Raw genomic sequence first — 15,980 nt, forward strand, 5'->3', positions numbered from 1 at the left:
TGCAAATTTAGAAAAAATATTAAATTCTAGTAAAAGACTTGATATAAACTTGATAAAAATATGAAATCTTTTAACTTTCCTCATTTGCTTGAGTTTGACTTTAAAATGATCATTTTAAAAGAAATATTTCAAATTATTAAGCATTTCTTTTATCTTTGATTTTCATAAAAAATAATTAGCCATCAAAATTAGAAGATCACCATATGAAAATTGTAAAAATACAGGTTTTACGAGGTCCAAATATCTGGAGTATTCGTAGAAAGAAATTAATTCAAATGCGCCTGGATTTAGAGGAAGTGGAACATTTACCCACCAATAAAATTGATGGTTTCCGGGAAAATTTAGAAAAGCTTATTCCTTCGCTGATTACACATCGCTGCTCAGAAGGAGTTGAAGGTGGTTTTTTTCAAAGGGTAGAAATGGGAACCTGGATGGGACACGTTATTGAACATATTGCTTTAGAAATACAGACTTTGGCAGGTATGGATGCAGGGTTTGGCAGAACGCGCGAAACAAAAACTCATGGTGTTTATAATGTTGTTTTCAGTTATATCGAAGAAAATTCAGGAATCTACGCAGCTGAACAATCGGTAGAAATTGCTCAGGCGCTCATGGAAGGTAGAGATTATCCCATTCAAGAGTGTATTCAAACTTTAAAGGAGAAACGCGAACGTGAAAGACTCGGTCCTTCAACTGGAAGTATCGTAGAAGAAGCAGTGGCTAGAAATATTCCTTGGATTCGTTTGGGAAGAAACTCTTTGGTGCAGTTAGGATATGGTATTAATCAACAGCGTTTTCAAGCGACCATTACAGGAAAAACAAGTTCTATCGCAGTTGATATTGCCTGCAATAAAGAACTGACAAAAAAAATGCTCGATGATGCGGCAATCCCAGTTCCCACAGGTGATCTCGTGACCGATGAAGAAGGTTTGGAAAGTGTAATCCGCAAAATCGGTTATCCCATTGTTTTAAAACCTTTAGATGGCAATCATGGAAAAGGTTCCTCCATCAATGTTAATGATTGGGAAGCTGCTAAAATTGGTCTGCAGCATGCGCAAAATTACGGTCCAAAAGTGATTGTAGAAAGATATATTACCGGCTATGATTTCCGGGTTTTAGTCATCAATCACAAAATGGTTGCTGCGGCGAGAAGAGTTCCCGCGCACATTGTAGGGGATGGTGAAAAAAATATTCAGCAATTAATTGACAAAGAAAATCTTGATCCACGAAGAGGATATGGACATGAAAATGTGTTAACAGAAATTTCTGTGGATAAAGACACCAACGAACTTTTAGAAAAATTAAATTACACCCTTGAGAATATTCCACAAAAAGGAGAAATTGTCTATTTGAAATCGACAGCAAATCTTTCTACAGGTGGAACTTCTATCGATGTAACCGATATGATTCACCCAGAAAACATTACGATGTGTGAAAGGATCTCAAAAATTATCGGTCTCGATGTTTGTGGAGTTGATATTATGGCAGAAAACCTCACGCAGCCTTTGAAAGAAAGTGGCGGTGCGATTTTAGAAGTCAACGCTGCTCCTGGATTTAGAATGCATCTTGCACCAAGTGAAGGATTACCGAGAAATGTTGCGGCTCCAGTTGTTGATATGTTGTATCCGCAAGGAAAAGCGTTCAGAATTCCAATTATTGCCGTGACTGGAACAAATGGTAAAACCACGACCACGAGATTAATTGCACATATTGTAAAAAATAACGGCTATCGAGTAGGATTCACCACTTCTGATGGTATTTATATTCAGAATACCATGTTGACGAAAGGTGATACAACAGGTCCACTTTCTGCCGAATTTGTGCTGAAAGATCCCACCGTAGAATTTGCAGTTTTAGAAACCGCAAGAGGTGGAATTCTGCGTTCAGGATTAGGATTCAGTTATTGCGACATCGGTGTTTTAACCAATATTAAAGAAGATCATCTTGGAATTAGCGACATTCATAATTTAAAAGACTTAACTAAAGTAAAAAGAGTCGTATTAGATGCGGTGAAAAAAGATGGTTGGAGCGTATTAAATGCAGACGATGCTTATTCTATGCGATTAATGCCTGATTTAGATGCTAAAGTGGCAATTTTTAGTTTGGATGAAAATAATCCGCACATTAAGAAATTTGCAAAAGAAGGAAAAATCACCTGCGTTTACGAAGAAGGTTTTGTGACCATTAAAAAAGGGGATTGGAAAATTAGAATCGCCAAAGCCAACAACATTCCGATCACCATGGAAGGAAAAGCGAAATTTATGATTTCTAATGTTCTGGCTGCAAGTTTAGCAACTTATCTGTACGGTTTTGAAATTGAAGATATCGCCAATTCATTGCGGACTTTTATTCCAAGTGCCGCTTTGACTCCAGGAAGATTGAATATTTTTAAATTCAAAAAATTCAATGTGCTTATCGATTTTGCGCACAATCCTGCAGGATACGAAGCCATAGAAGATTATCTGAAAAATATTGAAGCCACCAAAAAAATTGGAATTATTTCTGGTGTTGGTGATCGCAGAGACAAAGACATTCAGGAATGTGGGAAAATTGCGGGAAGAATGTTCGATTATATTATTATTCGCAACGAAAAACACTTGCGCGGAAGACCTGAAGAAGAAATTAATGGTTTACTGATTTCCGGAATTCAGGAAGCAGGAAAAGATGTGAGCTACGAAATTATTCCGAAAGAAATTGAAGCACTGAAACATGCGATGAGCATGGCAGAAGAAGGAACTTTTATCACCGCTTTAAGCGATGTCGTTTCGAACGCAATCGATTTGGTTCAGGAATACCAAAACAAAGAAATCCTGGAAGAAGGGAAAATCATGTAATTTGTTTTCTGAAATGAATAAAACTCCCAAAGTCTATTATTTTGGGAGTTTTTTATTGATATGTTCTTCGTAGAAGAAGATTTTAAGTTCATTTTTAAAGCCATTAATTTTCCGCAAGTATTTTATCTTCTAATTAATTTCCCTATTTTTGACCAATGGAAAATTTCGTTGTTTCTGCAAGAAAGTACCGTCCGCAAGAGTTTGAAACTGTTGTCGGACAATCCCATATTACAGATACTTTGGAACACGCCATTGAAGAAAATCAATTGGCTCAAGCGCTTTTATTTTGTGGTCCGAGAGGCGTGGGTAAAACAACTTGCGCCAGAATTCTCGCCCGAAAAATCAATGAAAGAGACGGTTCAACTTCGGAAGACGGTTTTGCATATAATATTTTTGAACTCGATGCGGCTTCCAACAATTCAGTGGAAGATATCCGGGAATTAACCGATCAGGTTCGGTTTGCGCCACAGGTTGGGAAATACAAAATTTATATCATTGATGAGGTTCACATGTTGTCTTCAGCGGCGTTCAATGCTTTTTTGAAAACGTTGGAAGAACCTCCTGCTCATGCCATTTTTATCTTGGCTACGACAGAAAAACATAAGATTATTCCCACGATTTTATCAAGATGTCAGATTTATGATTTCAAAAGAATCACCATTGAAGATATTCAAATTCATTTAAAGAAGATTGCGGAGAAAGAATCCATCCAATATGAAGAAGACGCACTTTATTTAATTGCACAAAAAGCCGATGGAGCGCTTCGGGACGCCCTTTCTATTTTCGATCGATTGGCTACTTTTACGCAGAAAAACATTACCCTTGCAAAAGCAGCCGAAGTTCTGAATATCCTCGATTACGACCAATATTTGAATATCGTCGATTTAGCGCATCAAAATAAAATTTCAGAAACATTATTTGCCTTTAATGAAATTGTAAAAAAAGGTTTTGATTCGCATTTATTTATCGCTGGTTTAGGAAATCATTTCCGAGATTTGATGATGGCGCAGAATCCTCAGACTTTAAGCTTAATTGAAGTTGGTGATCAAACCAAAATTAAATTTTCTGAGCAAAGCAAAAGCTGGAATGTTCAGCAATTAATTGATGCCATCGAAATTTGTAATCACGCAGACATTAATTATAAAAATTCTAAAAATCCTAGATTAACGGTAGAAATTGCCTTAATGCAACTTTCATCATTAACTGCTGTAGGAGTAGAATCTAAAAAAAAAAATTCCTGATTTTAGCACCGCTTCTTAAAGTTAGTGCACAAGTTCCTCAAGTTTCCAAGTTAGAAATAAAGACTGAAGTCCCTGAAAATTTCCCCAAGGAAATTCCAAAAGTGATTTTGAAAACCGCTGAACCACTCGGAAAGCCAAAAATTCCTTCAAAATTTAGTATTTCTGCGGCGTTGCACAAAACTGAAACTGAAGAGGAAGTAAAAACACATTCCGAAAAAGAAGAATTACCAAGCAATCACTTTACCGATACAGATTTGCAGGTCGAATGGAAAAAGTTTTTGGTAGAATTACAGGGAAAAGAGGTGCTGATTTACAATGCAGTTAACTCTTTTAAACTTTATAAAAAGGAGGAGGATGTGGTAGAAATTACCTATCCATCAGATTCCGCAAAGAGTGAGTTTGAGAAAATCCGGAGTGATTTTTTTAATCATTTTATGCACAAAGTGAATCATTATAATATCAACATCATCTATAAAAACGATATTTCTTTGAAAAAAGAAATTATGACCAAACGAAAGATTTTCGATAAATTTGCCGACGTCAATCCTGTTTTGCGGGATTTAGATGATTTGTTCAAATTTGATTTTAATTAATATATAAAGCAGTTAATCAAAAGTTAACTCGTTCGAAAGAAATGGATTTAAAAAATTTAGAAAATAATTGGGTGAAAGAATTCCCAAAACCGATAATCATTGCAGGACCTTGCAGTGCAGAGAGTGAATCTCAAATGCTTGAAACAGCAAAAAGAATTAAAGAAAGCAATGCCGAAGTTCCAATTTTCCGGGCAGGAATTTGGAAACCAAGAACCAAACCTAATGGTTTTGAAGGCGTGGGAACGATCGGTTTAGGCTGGTTAAAAAAAGTGAAACAAGAATATGGTTTTAAAACTGCAACAGAAGTCGCCAATGCGCATCACGTTGCTGCAGCTTTAGAAGCAGATGTTGATATTTTGTGGATCGGCGCACGTTCTACCGTAAATCCTTTTACTGTTCAAGAAATCGCGGAAGCTTTAAAAGGAACTGACAAACCTGTTTTTGTAAAAAATCCTGTAAATCCAGATTTGGCTTTATGGATCGGAGCTTTAGAAAGACTTTTGGGACAAGATGTGAAAAATTTAGGCGTTATTCATCGAGGTTTTTCCACTTACCAAAAAACAAAATACAGAAATATTCCAAACTGGCAGATTGCTTTAGATTTCAAAAATCAGTATCCGAATATTCCAATGCTCGTTGATCCATCACATATTTGTGGGAACAGAACTGGTTTAGCAGGAATTGCGCAAGAAGCGATGAATGTTGGTTACGAAGGAATGATTATCGAAAGTCATTGCAATCCCGACGAAGCTTGGAGTGATGCTTCCCAACAAATCACGCCGGAAGTTTTGGCAGAATTGATCAACAATTTACAGATCAGAAATTCTGATATTTCCGTTTTTGATGATGAAATGGGACGTCACAGAACTTTGATTTCTGATCTCGATTTCAATTTGATCGAACTTTTATCACAAAGAATGAAAATTTCTGAGAAAATTGGAACTTTAAAAAAGGACAACAATATTGCTATTTTTCAACCAGAACGTTGGAAGATTATCACCGAATATGCCCTTCAAAAAGCTGACGAAACGGGAATGTCTTCAGAATTTATCGAGAAAGTTTTCAAGGCCATTCATGAAGAATCGATCGAGGTTCAGAATAATATTTAATCCGAATTCATGAATCTTCTTCCCTCCATATTGCTCAATGATTTTAAAGAAAATATCGATTTTTCTCCAGTAAAATCAATGAATAATTTGGCGGAAGAAGATATTGATCTCGATTATTTTGAATTTTATAATTCCGTTTCCTCTGTCTATTCATCGAGGATTGAAGGCGAAAATATAGAACTTGATAGTTATTTGAAACATAAATTTCAGCATGTAGAATTTTTGCCCGATCTTACGAAAAGGGTAGATGATCTTTTTGATGCCTATCTTTTTATTAAAAATAATAAGCTCAATCTTTCTAATTTTTTTAATGTTCATCAAATTTTGAGCAAGAATATTCTTCCTGAAAATCAACGAGGCAGGGTTCGAAATAATTTGATGAGTGTCATTAATGAAAAAGGAAAAATAGTGTATGTCGCTGTAAATCAATTTCAAGTAACGGTAGAATTAGAAAAATTATTTTCGGATATTGAATATTTATTGCGAACAGAAATTACCGAAACAGAAATTTTTTATTATGCGGCTTTTATTCATTTAGCTTTTGCTAAAATTCATCCGATGAATGACGGAAATGGTCGATCAGCAAGACTTTTAGAAAAATGGTTCCTCTTGGAAAAGTTGGGAATAAATGCGTTTGCAATTCCTCTGGAGAAAAATTACTACAAAAATATTTCCGATTATTATTTCAACTTGCAAATAGTAGGTTTAGAATATAGTGAACTTGACTATTCGAAAGCTTTGCCATTTTTACTAATGACTGTAAATTCTTTAAAAAATCCCATCTAATTTGAAAGGACTCATCATAAAATCGACAGGAAGTTGGTACCAAGTTTTAGAACAGGAATCGAATAAAATTTTCGAGGCTAGAATTCGGGGGAAATTTAAATTGATTAAAACCAGATTAACCAATCCTCTTGCTGTAGGAGATTTGGTGGAGTTTTCTTTGGAAATTGACAATGTTGCATGGATCACTAAGATTGAACCGAAGAAAAATTACCTTATTCGAAAATCAACCAATCTTTCGAAAGAAGCCCATATCATTGCATCAAATATTGATGTTGCCTGTTTTATTTACACCTTAAAGCATCCGGAAACTTCATTGGGTTTTCTTGATCGGTTTTTGGCGTGTTGTGAAGCTTACAATATCAAACCACTCATTTTGTTTAATAAAATAGATGTTTTGAGCGAGGATGAGATGGAAGTGGTTAAGACAATTGAAGCACTTTACCACCATATTGGTTACGATACTTTAGAAATTTCTTCTTATTCTAAAGTGAATTTAGAAGTTTTACAGAAAACGATTACCGATAAAGTTTCTGTCTTTTTCGGACATTCCGGAAGTGGAAAGTCGACTTTGGTCAATGCATTACAACCTGCATTAAATATCAGAACGTCTGAAATATCCGAAAAATTATTAAAGGGAAAACATACTACAACCTTTGCTCAGATGCATTTTTGGGATTTTGGAGGCAGCGTGATTGATACACCTGGAGTTCGGGAATTTGCAATGATCGATGTGCAGAAAGAAGAAATTCAGCACTATTTCCCTGAAATTTTCAGCATTGGAAGAGGTTGTAAATACCATAACTGCATGCACATCAATGAACCAAAATGTGCAGTTGTAGAAAACATCGAAACCGGAGAGATCGAGGAAACACGATATATGACCTACTTAAAACTCATGGAGGAAGCCGAAGAAAATACGGCGCAATAAAAAACCCAGCCGAAGCTGGGTAAAAACTAATAACCATGAAAACTCAAATTAAACATGAGAATCGGAAAATTAATTACAATTTCCGTGCCAATTAAAAACTGACTACTCAATTATTATGAACTTCCAGTGCAAAGGTAGGAAACTTTTTTGTATTTTTGCAGCACAATAAAACAAGATATATGTCAGGTAAAATTACATTCACCATGATCAAACCAGATGCAGTTGCAGATGGCCATATTGGTGCTATTTTAGGAAAAATTGCAGAAGCAGGTTTCAAAATCAAAGCTTTAAAACTAACGCAACTTACCGTTGCAGATGCGCAGAAATTTTATGAAGTGCACGCAGGAAGACCATTCTATGGGGAGTTGGTAGATTTTATGTCTTCTGGTCCAATCGTAGCTGCAGTTTTGGAAAACGAAAATGCTGTTGAAAGTTTCAGAACTTTGATTGGTGCTACAAACCCTGCAGATGCAGCGGAAGGAACCATCAGAAAAATGTTTGCAAGATCAATAGGAGAAAACGCAGTTCACGGATCTGATTCAGATGAAAATGCGCTGATCGAAGCTCAGTTTCACTTTTCTGGAAGAGAAATTTTCTAAACTATTCAATATTTTGAAAAAAATGCTCAGTTTTACTGAGCATTTTTTTTAGGTCTTTTTTAATTTAAGAATAATGAAAAGACCATCTTATTTTTCAATTTCGATTTGAATTTTGGGTTGGAAGAAACAATGGTACTTTATCAAATTTACCGTGGAAACACTCTTTTTTGATACAGGTTTACTCTTTAATAAAAGAAATTAAAAGAGTAAGGTGAAGCAAGAGCTAATCTAAATATTGTCCCGTCAGATTTTTAAGTTTACCAAAAAATCTTTTCTTTTAAATTTTCAAAAGTTCAATGGTTCGTTCAGGATTTTCTGTTGAAAAAACTGCATTTCCGGCAACCAAAACATCTGCACCTGCCTCGAAAAGTTTGGATGCATTTTCTAAATTTACACCGCCATCAACTTGTATGAGAGCTGTAGAATTATTAGACAAAATTAAATCTTTTGTTTCTGCGATTTTTTTGTAGGTGTTTTCAATAAATTTCTGTCCCCCAAATCCAGGATTTACGCTCATCAATAAGACCAAATCTACATCGGCGATGATATCTTCCAACATTAAAACGGGACTTGACGGATTGAGAACAACACCAGCTTTTGCGCCTTTTTCTTGGATCAGATTAATCACTCGATGAAGATGAACGCAAGCTTCATAATGCACAGAAACTAAATCTGCACCGTGATTAATAAATTCTTCTACATATTTTTCAGGTTCAACAATCATTAAATGTACATCGACAAATTTTTTCGAAAATTGCTGTACCGTTTTCATCACTGGAAATCCGAAGGAAATATTGGGAACAAATCTTCCGTCCATCACATCAACATGAATCCAGTCTGCTTGTGATTGATTCAGCATTTCGATATCCCTTTGAAGATTCCCAAAATCTGCAGAAAGTAGGGAAGGAGCAATCATTTTTGTTTTCATTTTTACTTTTTATATGTTGTTTTTTGGGCAGAAATTAGCGTAGTATTTTAATGGTATTTCAAATTCATTTCAGGTTTGATCTGCAATAAAGTCTCGTAGATCAAATCGATAACGTTTGCTACATCTTTCTTAGAAACCATTTCCACCGTGGTGTGCATGTATCTTAAAGGAAGAGAAATCAAAGCCGATGGAACTCCGCCGTTGGAATGTGCAAATGCGTCGGTGTCGGTTCCTGTTGCTCTGCTGGAAGCCGCTCTCTGGAAAGGAATTTTATTTTCTTTTGCAGTTTCTACAATCAGGTTGCGAATGATGTGGTGAATACTTGGTGCAAAATAAATTACGGGACCATCTCCACATTTCAAATCGCCTTCTTTTTTCTTTTCGATCATCGGCGTAGAAGTATCATGCGTAACATCTGTAACAATCGCAATATTTGGTTTGATGGTATCTGCAATCATATCTGCACCGTATAAACCAACTTCTTCCTGAACAGAATTGGTTATATATAAACCAAACGGAAGATTTTTTTTGTTTTCCTTTAATAGTCGTGCAACTTCAGCAATCATAAATCCACCAATTCTGTTATCCAAAGCTCGGCAAACAAAATAGCGATCATTTAATTCGAAAAATTCATCAGGATAGGTAATCATGGTTCCTACAAAAACTCCCAAATCTTCTACTTCTTTTTTGGTTGTGGCACCACAATCGATGAAAATATTGTCGAGTTTCGGTGTAGTTTCTTTCTCCGCTCCAATTCTGGTATGAATTGCAGGCCAACCGAAAACTCCTTTTACAATTCCTTTTTCACCATGAATATTGACAATTTTCGAAGGAGCGATCATTTGATCAGATCCTCCGTTTCTAATGACATAAATGAGTCCGTCATCGGTAATGTAGTTCACATACCAAGAAATTTCATCCGCATGGGCTTCGATAACAACTTTAAATTCTGCTTCAGGATTAATGATGCCATAACAAGTGCCATAATGGTCAAATTCAACTTTATCTACATAAGGTTTGATGTAATCCATCCAAACTTTTTGTCCGTTGTGTTCGTAACCTGTTGGCGATGCAGTGTTTAGATATTTTTCTAAAAATTGAAGAGATTTATTTTTAAATTTCATAGTAAAGGGAATGATTTTTGGTGTACTAAAATTTGATTTTATAGGAAGTAAAAGTAATGAAATTTAACAAACTGATCTTAATTTTTCTACTATTCACTGCACTTTTCGTGAATGCACAGAAAGATTCTCTTGTAATCGCAAAGCCAATCAGTCAATATCCAGCAGAAATGTTAAAAACGGATGATGTAGGAAATAAATATTATTACGACGAGGCTCAAAAAGCGAGGATTTACGAGATAAATGGTGAAAATGTGGTGGTAATGGATGAATTAATTTTATTCAAAAAACCCAAGTTCAACAATCAACTCGACCAAAATTATTACTATTTTCTTAATAAAAAATTAAGTCGCGTTTATCCACTTTTTGTTACCGCATTGGAGCAATATGAGGATATACAAATTGAAAGTAAAAATTTAGACAAGACCTCGCGCAGACAATATGTCAGTACCCGACAAAATGCTTTAGCGGATCAATACGAAAAACAACTGCGAGATCTTACCACGACTGAAGGACGCGTTTTTGCAAAATTAATGAATCGCGCGACCGGTAAAACCGTGTACGAAATTGTAAAAGAATTGCGTGGTGGTTGGAGTGCATTTTGGTGGAATGTGAAAGGAAATATTGCTGATGTCGATATCAAAGAACCTTTTGATCCACACAAAAATAGAACGGATGAATTTCTCGAAGCGCTGCTTCAAAGTAACTGGAATGCAGGATATTTGCAGCCTTATCCGGGTTACAAAAATTTTAAAATTAAAAGATAATTGTGAAAAAAATTATAAGTAACCTCCTCTTAATTGTATTCCTTCTGAGTTTTAATTTTGCTTATTCTTGGGGAACAACCGGTCATCGAGTCATTGCAGAAATTGCCCAAAACCATCTTTCTGGCAAAGCAAAAAGACACTTGAAAAAAATAATTGGACAGGAAAAGTTAGCCTACTGGGCGAACTGGCCAGATTTTATTAAAGCTGATACAACGGGAGTTTGGAAGCAATCCGAGCAATGGCATTATATCAATAGTGAACCGAAAACCAATATTCAAACTTTTACGGAAAGTATCAATTCGCAGCAAGCACCAAACATTTATACCCAAATAAAAATTTTTTCGGCACAGATCAAGGATAAAAACACTTCTTTAAAAGACAAAGAAATAGCCCTTCGATTCCTCATTCACTTAATGGGAGATGCAGCTCAACCGCTTCATGTAGGAAGAGCAGAAGATCTTGGCGGAAATAAAATAAAACTCAAATTTTTTGGAGAAAACACCAATCTTCATTCTTTATGGGATACCAAATTGGTTGATTTTCAGAAATACAGTTACAAGGAGTTTGCTGGTGTTTTAGATGTGAAATCGAAAAAAGAAGTAAAGCAGATCCAGTATGGTACTTTAGAAGATTGGCTCTACGACAGTCAAAAACAAGCAAACAGCATTTATTCAAATTCTGTTGCTGATGCTTCTTATTCTTACGATTACAATTACAAATTTGAGTCTTTGCTAGAACGTCAGTTGTTATACGGCGGTCTTCGTCTGGCTAAAATTTTAAACGAAATTCTATAAAAATCTCTTTTTTAGCAAATCGAAAACAATTTTGTCCACAGGCAAAGGAAATGGGTTTTCGTCGGTTTCCAAAGAAATCCATTCTACCTTTTCAATACAAGAGTCACGAATGATTAAATCATCTTCATCTACGATTTCTGCCAAATAATAAATGGTTAAAAGTTGTTCATTGTCTCGGAATTTTGATACTAAAAAATCTTCCTGCGTATAAAAATGCTCGAGATTTTTGATTTTTAAATTAAGCTCCTCTTCAAATTCACGGTGCAGACATTCCACGATGCTTTCCCCAAATTCTAAACCGCCGCCCACAAATTTCAGCAGATATTCTCCCACATATTCTTCATGAAGGGATAAGATTTTTTTGTCTTTAAGGACTGTAGCGTAAACTCTAACATTTATTTTATCAATCATATTTTGTAGTATTTAAAAAGAGCAATTCCAAATTTAGCGTTTTTTAGTCATCGTTTAGTACTCATGGCTCCGTTTTGTCGCAATCATCATTTCTCTTTTTCCTGGAGGTCCTGCTTTTTTTTCTACCTCAAAGTTAAGGTCTTTCAAAATTCTCCGAACACTCCCTTTAGAGGAATAGGTGGTAATTAATCCTTCATTTTCCATTGTATTAGAAACAATTTTAAATATTTTCTCTTCCCATAAATCAGGCTGAACTCTCGCTCCAAAACAGTCATAATAAACAAGATTAATTTTTGGAAGGGTTAAGCTTTCGATATCAAAAAAATCACACTGAAATTTAGTAAAGAAAAAACCGGACAAAATTTCTGTTTTTTCATTCCATGGGCATTGATGCAATTTTTCGTAAAAATCTTTGATTTCTGGGTGCTCAAAAGAAGAGCCGTAATCCAATTCTGATACTTCTTCTATATTTACGGGATATTTTTCAACTGTAAAATAATTAATTACATGATTTTTGTCATTTTTCAAAAAATCATTAATTGTAACTAAAACATTTAAACCTGTACCAAAACCGAGTTCTAAAATGTTAATTTCGTAATTATTAATTAAATTTAATCCATTTTTAATAAAGACGTGATTGGCTTCTTGTAAAGCACCGTGATGAGAATGATAGTTCTCATTTAAATCTTTAATATACAGTGTTTTACTGCCGTCTTGAGTGGTTCTAATTTCTCTTTCCATCTTAATTTTTTCCAAAATTAATTTAAAATTTTGATATTTAAAAAATTATATTAATTTTGTAGAACATCAAAAATAATTTTTAAAATGATAATTCATAAATCTACCAATCCACGAATTTCAAGTTTTGATCCCGAAAATTTTTCTTTTGGAAATACTTTTATCGATCACATGATAATCTGCGAATTCGAGGACGGAAAATGGGGCGATGTTCAATTGGTTCCTTATGGTCAACTTCCGTTTTCTCCTGCAATGATGGGAGTAAATTACGGACAAGCCTGTTTTGAAGGAATGAAAGCTTATAAAGATAAAGATGGAAAAGTATTTCTTTTCCGTCCTGAAAAGAATTTTGCGAGAATTAATAAGTCGGCTTCTCGTCTTGCAATGCCGGAAGTGACTGAAGAAATGTTTTTGGAAGGCTTGAAAGCACTTGTTGATATCGACAGAAATTGGATTCCACAAGGTGAAGGAATGTCTTTATATATTCGTCCACTTATTTTTGCTACGGAAGAAGCGTTGAAAGCTAGAATTGCTAATAAATATATGTTTGCAATCGTTGCAACACCCGCAAAAAGTTACTATACCGAACCTGTTTCAGTGAAGATTTCTGATTTTTATTCCAGAGCAGCAAACGGAGGTGTAGGTTCTGCAAAAGCAGCCGGGAATTATGCAGCTTCTTTTTATCCTACAAAATTAGCGATGGAAGAAGGTTACGATCAGATCATCTGGACCGATGATTCTACCCACGAATTTTTTGAAGAAAGTGGTACGATGAACGTTTTTGTAAGAATCAATGATAAGATTTATACGCCGCCAACTTCAGAAAAAATTCTCGACGGAATTACAAGAGACAGTTTTATTGCGCTCGCAAATAAGAGAGGTATTGAAATGAAAATTGAACCGATCTCTGTAAAAGCAGTTGTTGAAGCTCAGAAAAATGGAACTTTGAAAGAAGTTTGGGGAGTTGGAACTGCAGTGGTAACAAGCGTTTTTCAAGCTTTAGGCTACAAAGGTGAAAAATTAATGCTTCCTATTCTAACTTTAGAAGATAGTTTCGCTTTAACACTTCAAAAAGATTTGGTTGATATACAAACCAATAATGCTGAAGATCCTTTTGGTTGGAGAGTTTTGGTAGAAAAAAATATTTTGGAAACCGTTTAATTTTTCGATTAACAAATACTAAAAACCGGGAAAATTTTTTATCCGGTTTTTTCTTTTTATAATGTGGCGCGAATTTCTTATTTTCGCAAAAGTTTTTATGAAAAAAATAATTGTAATTTCTTCGCTACTGCTTCTTAGTTGTGCACAAAATACACAAACTCATCCTCCTGTTGGTGGATTTTTGAGTGAAAAAGATATGAGCACTTCCAAAAACAGAGCCAAAAGTCTGAACGTTACAGAAAGGATACAAATTCAGGATTGGATTAGAAGTCAAAACCAAAAATTTTATCCGATGAGCTTAAATTATTGGGTAAACATCGAAAATCTACAGAAGAATCCTAGAAAAATTGATGGTGATATCATTTCTTATAAGTATGATATTTTTGATTTCGATCAGGTAAAACTTCTTGATAACTCCAAAGAGAGAAAAAATGTTCAATTTGGGCGTTTTGAAGAGTTAAAAGCAGTTGAAGATGCGTTGAGATATTTACAGAAAAACCAAGAAGCAACCCTTTTGGTACCATCAGTTTTAGCTTTCGGAACGTATGGCGATAGCAAAAAAATTTCAAATGATATGCCTTTAATTATCAAAATAAAAGTACTTTAAATCTTATAGTAATGCTAAAGAAAAATTTTTTAATCGCAATAGCGGCGCTTTCGCTCACTAGTTGCAACTCAATTTATAAAAAAATGAACGTAGACAAAGAAACTTACGAAGGTCTGAAAGAAGGACTTTATGCCAATTTCCAAACTTCAAAAGGAAATATGATTGTGAAATTCGAAGACAAAGATGCGCCGGTTACGGTTGCTAATTTTGTTGGCTTGGCTGAAGGAAAAATCGACAACAAAGCAAAAGCGAAAGGAGTTCCTTTTTACGACGGAACTATTTTTCACAGAGTTATTAAAGATTTTATGATTCAAGGTGGTGATCCACTTGGAACAGGAATGGGAGATCCAGGATATAAATTCGATGACGAAAAAAACAGTTTGCAGCACACTGGGAAAGGTATTCTTTCTATGGCAAACTCGGGACCGAATACCAATGGTTCTCAATTTTTCATTACTGAAGTTGCGACACCTTGGTTAGATGGAAGACACACTATTTTTGGTAAAGTAGTAAATGGTTTAGACGTAATTGATGTAATTGCTAAAGTTGACAAAGGAGCACAGGATAAACCTAAAACCAATGTTGTTTTAGAAAAAGTTTCTGTTTTTTCTAAAGGTGACGAGTACAAAGGTTATGATGCCGCTAAGATTTTCGCTGAAGGTAAAGCCAAAATCACAGAAGGCAATAAAGCAATAATGGCAAAAATAGAAGCTGATAAAAAGAAAAAAGAAGAAGAATTTGCAGCCAATCAACAAAAGTTAGTTGATGATTTAAAAGCTACCATGCAATCCACTCCATCTGGATTGTATTATAAAATTACGAAAAAAACAGAAGGTGTTGCACCCAAAAAAGGGGAAGATGTTGCCGTACATTATGCAGGTAAACTTGTGGATGGTACCGAATTCGATTCTTCTTTCAAAAGAAATCAACCGATCGATATTCCAATTGGTGTAGGTCAAGTGATCAAAGGTTGGGATGAAGGAATTATGTTGTTAAAAGAAGGCGAAACTGCAACTTTGCTAATCCCTTCTGAATTAGGATACGGCGCAAACGGAGCTGGAGGAGTAATTCCACCAAACGCTTGGTTGATTTTTGATGTAGAACTTGTAAAAGTAAAAAGTATTCTATCGAAATAATTGAAATGCGATCGTAGATTTCTCATTTACAATGGGCATTTAAAAGCAATATTCCTAATTAGGAGTATTGCTTTTTTTTTTAACCAGCCCTTTTATTTCAGTCAACGAAAAAAAATATCATATTTTTTTAAAAAAAAGGGTGATTTAACGGTAAAATATGAAAAGAATATCTCCTATCTTTGACCATCGGAAACGATAAAAAAACACAAATGATGAAATAAAATTAA

At 34.9% G+C, this 15,980-nt stretch carries 16 protein-coding genes; 12 read left to right on the forward strand and 4 right to left on the reverse strand.

The genetic code is table 11. The features are described from left to right. The first annotated feature begins 203 nt into the window (after nucleotides 1-203). From cphA to BW932_RS11200, 7 genes are all read left to right on the forward strand, one after another. On the forward strand, nucleotides 204-2,834 hold the full coding sequence (cphA, locus tag BW932_RS11170; RefSeq protein WP_076387592.1) for a cyanophycin synthetase: 2,631 nt from the start codon (nucleotides 204-206) through the stop codon (nucleotides 2,832-2,834). A gap of 155 nt (nucleotides 2,835-2,989) precedes the next feature. Further along, on the forward strand, nucleotides 2,990-4,075 hold the full coding sequence (gene dnaX / locus BW932_RS11175; protein WP_076387593.1) for a DNA polymerase III subunit gamma/tau: 1,086 nt from the start codon (nucleotides 2,990-2,992) through the stop codon (nucleotides 4,073-4,075). Between the two features lie 107 nt (nucleotides 4,076-4,182). Next, complete coding sequence (locus tag BW932_RS11180) at nucleotides 4,183-4,668, forward strand: hypothetical protein (RefSeq protein WP_245820728.1); 486 nt, start codon at nucleotides 4,183-4,185, stop codon at nucleotides 4,666-4,668. Between the two features lie 41 nt (nucleotides 4,669-4,709). Then, complete coding sequence (locus BW932_RS11185) at nucleotides 4,710-5,777, forward strand: chorismate mutase (protein WP_076387594.1); 1,068 nt, start codon at nucleotides 4,710-4,712, stop codon at nucleotides 5,775-5,777. A 9-nt stretch (nucleotides 5,778-5,786) separates the two neighbouring features. Next, nucleotides 5,787-6,563: a Fic family protein gene (locus BW932_RS11190; RefSeq protein ID WP_076387595.1), complete on the forward strand. Its 777-nt coding sequence runs from the start codon at nucleotides 5,787-5,789 to the stop codon at nucleotides 6,561-6,563. Nucleotide 6,564: 1 nt separating this feature from the next. Beyond that, a complete protein-coding gene (rsgA, locus tag BW932_RS11195; RefSeq protein WP_076387596.1) occupies nucleotides 6,565-7,491 on the forward strand; it encodes a ribosome small subunit-dependent GTPase A in 927 nt (308 codons plus the stop codon). Between the two features lie 179 nt (nucleotides 7,492-7,670). Beyond that, on the forward strand, nucleotides 7,671-8,090 hold the full coding sequence (locus BW932_RS11200) for a nucleoside-diphosphate kinase (RefSeq protein ID WP_076387597.1): 420 nt from the start codon (nucleotides 7,671-7,673) through the stop codon (nucleotides 8,088-8,090). A 277-nt stretch (nucleotides 8,091-8,367) separates the two neighbouring features. Here the strand turns inward: BW932_RS11200 and rpe are convergent, their stop codons facing one another. Then, a complete protein-coding gene (rpe, locus tag BW932_RS11205) occupies nucleotides 8,368-9,018 on the reverse strand; it encodes a ribulose-phosphate 3-epimerase (RefSeq protein WP_076387598.1) in 651 nt (216 codons plus the stop codon). Between the two features lie 47 nt (nucleotides 9,019-9,065). Continuing rightward, nucleotides 9,066-10,142 carry a M42 family metallopeptidase gene (locus BW932_RS11210; protein ID WP_076387599.1) on the reverse strand — a complete coding sequence of 359 codons (1,077 nt, stop codon included), beginning with the start codon at nucleotides 10,140-10,142 and terminating at the stop codon, nucleotides 9,066-9,068. 56 nt (nucleotides 10,143-10,198) lie between these two features. On the opposite strand from BW932_RS11210, the gene BW932_RS11215 reads away from it, so the two are divergent. Further along, nucleotides 10,199-10,906, forward strand: a complete 708-nt coding sequence (locus BW932_RS11215) for a DUF4294 domain-containing protein (RefSeq protein ID WP_076387600.1) — start codon at nucleotides 10,199-10,201, stop codon at nucleotides 10,904-10,906. A gap of 2 nt (nucleotides 10,907-10,908) precedes the next feature. Further along, entirely contained in the window at nucleotides 10,909-11,700 is a 792-nt protein-coding gene (locus BW932_RS11220) for a S1/P1 nuclease (RefSeq protein WP_076387601.1), read from the forward strand. Here BW932_RS11220 and BW932_RS11225 read toward each other — a convergent pair. Next, the gene (locus tag BW932_RS11225) at nucleotides 11,695-12,111 is read right to left on the reverse strand and encodes an NUDIX domain-containing protein (RefSeq protein ID WP_076387602.1); all 417 of its coding nucleotides are present in this window, start codon (nucleotides 12,109-12,111) and stop codon (nucleotides 11,695-11,697) included. The genes BW932_RS11220 and BW932_RS11225 overlap by 6 nt on opposite strands. A 54-nt stretch (nucleotides 12,112-12,165) precedes the next feature. Then, on the reverse strand, nucleotides 12,166-12,852 hold the full coding sequence (gene mnmD, locus BW932_RS11230) for a tRNA (5-methylaminomethyl-2-thiouridine)(34)-methyltransferase MnmD (protein WP_076387603.1): 687 nt from the start codon (nucleotides 12,850-12,852) through the stop codon (nucleotides 12,166-12,168). Nucleotides 12,853-12,936: 84 nt separating this feature from the next. Between mnmD and BW932_RS11235 the strand changes: the two genes are divergently transcribed. The 3 genes from BW932_RS11235 (at nucleotide 12,937) to BW932_RS11245 (ending at nucleotide 15,753) form a co-directional block, all read left to right on the forward strand. Beyond that, nucleotides 12,937-14,010, forward strand: coding sequence for a branched-chain amino acid aminotransferase (locus BW932_RS11235; RefSeq protein WP_076387604.1), 1,074 nt, complete (start codon nucleotides 12,937-12,939; stop codon nucleotides 14,008-14,010). Between the two features lie 97 nt (nucleotides 14,011-14,107). Beyond that, the gene (locus BW932_RS11240) at nucleotides 14,108-14,617 is read left to right on the forward strand and encodes an FKBP-type peptidyl-prolyl cis-trans isomerase (protein WP_076387712.1); all 510 of its coding nucleotides are present in this window, start codon (nucleotides 14,108-14,110) and stop codon (nucleotides 14,615-14,617) included. An 83-nt stretch (nucleotides 14,618-14,700) separates the two neighbouring features. Continuing rightward, nucleotides 14,701-15,753 (forward strand): peptidylprolyl isomerase, encoded by a 1,053-nt coding sequence (locus BW932_RS11245; RefSeq protein ID WP_084566511.1) that lies wholly within the window; start codon nucleotides 14,701-14,703, stop codon nucleotides 15,751-15,753. The last annotated feature ends 227 nt before the right edge of the window (nucleotides 15,754-15,980 follow it).

Source organism: Kaistella chaponensis, assembly GCF_900156725.1.
In the GTDB taxonomy this organism is placed as follows: Bacteria; Bacteroidota; Bacteroidia; order Flavobacteriales; family Weeksellaceae; genus Kaistella; species Kaistella chaponensis.

Bases quoted from the DNA above. Each gene is read 5' to 3' on its own strand.
- BW932_RS11225 (WP_076387602.1), bottom strand. From the start codon at position 12,111: ATGATTGATAAAATAAATGTTAGAGTTTACGCTACAGTCCTTAAAGAC.
- BW932_RS11215 (WP_076387600.1), top strand. From the start codon at position 10,199: ATGAAATTTAACAAACTGATCTTAATTTTTCTACTATTCACTGCACTT.
- BW932_RS11245 (WP_084566511.1), top strand. From the start codon at position 14,701: ATGAACGTAGACAAAGAAACTTACGAAGGTCTGAAAGAAGGACTTTAT.
- cphA (WP_076387592.1), top strand. From the start codon at position 204: ATGAAAATTGTAAAAATACAGGTTTTACGAGGTCCAAATATCTGGAGT.
- rpe (WP_076387598.1), bottom strand. From the start codon at position 9,018: ATGAAAACAAAAATGATTGCTCCTTCCCTACTTTCTGCAGATTTTGGG.
- BW932_RS11210 (WP_076387599.1), bottom strand. From the start codon at position 10,142: ATGAAATTTAAAAATAAATCTCTTCAATTTTTAGAAAAATATCTAAAC.
- dnaX (WP_076387593.1), top strand. From the start codon at position 2,990: ATGGAAAATTTCGTTGTTTCTGCAAGAAAGTACCGTCCGCAAGAGTTT.
- BW932_RS11185 (WP_076387594.1), top strand. From the start codon at position 4,710: ATGGATTTAAAAAATTTAGAAAATAATTGGGTGAAAGAATTCCCAAAA.
- BW932_RS11190 (WP_076387595.1), top strand. From the start codon at position 5,787: ATGAATCTTCTTCCCTCCATATTGCTCAATGATTTTAAAGAAAATATC.
- BW932_RS11235 (WP_076387604.1), top strand. From the start codon at position 12,937: ATGATAATTCATAAATCTACCAATCCACGAATTTCAAGTTTTGATCCC.
- BW932_RS11200 (WP_076387597.1), top strand. From the start codon at position 7,671: ATGTCAGGTAAAATTACATTCACCATGATCAAACCAGATGCAGTTGCA.
- BW932_RS11240 (WP_076387712.1), top strand. From the start codon at position 14,108: ATGAAAAAAATAATTGTAATTTCTTCGCTACTGCTTCTTAGTTGTGCA.
- mnmD (WP_076387603.1), bottom strand. From the start codon at position 12,852: ATGGAAAGAGAAATTAGAACCACTCAAGACGGCAGTAAAACACTGTAT.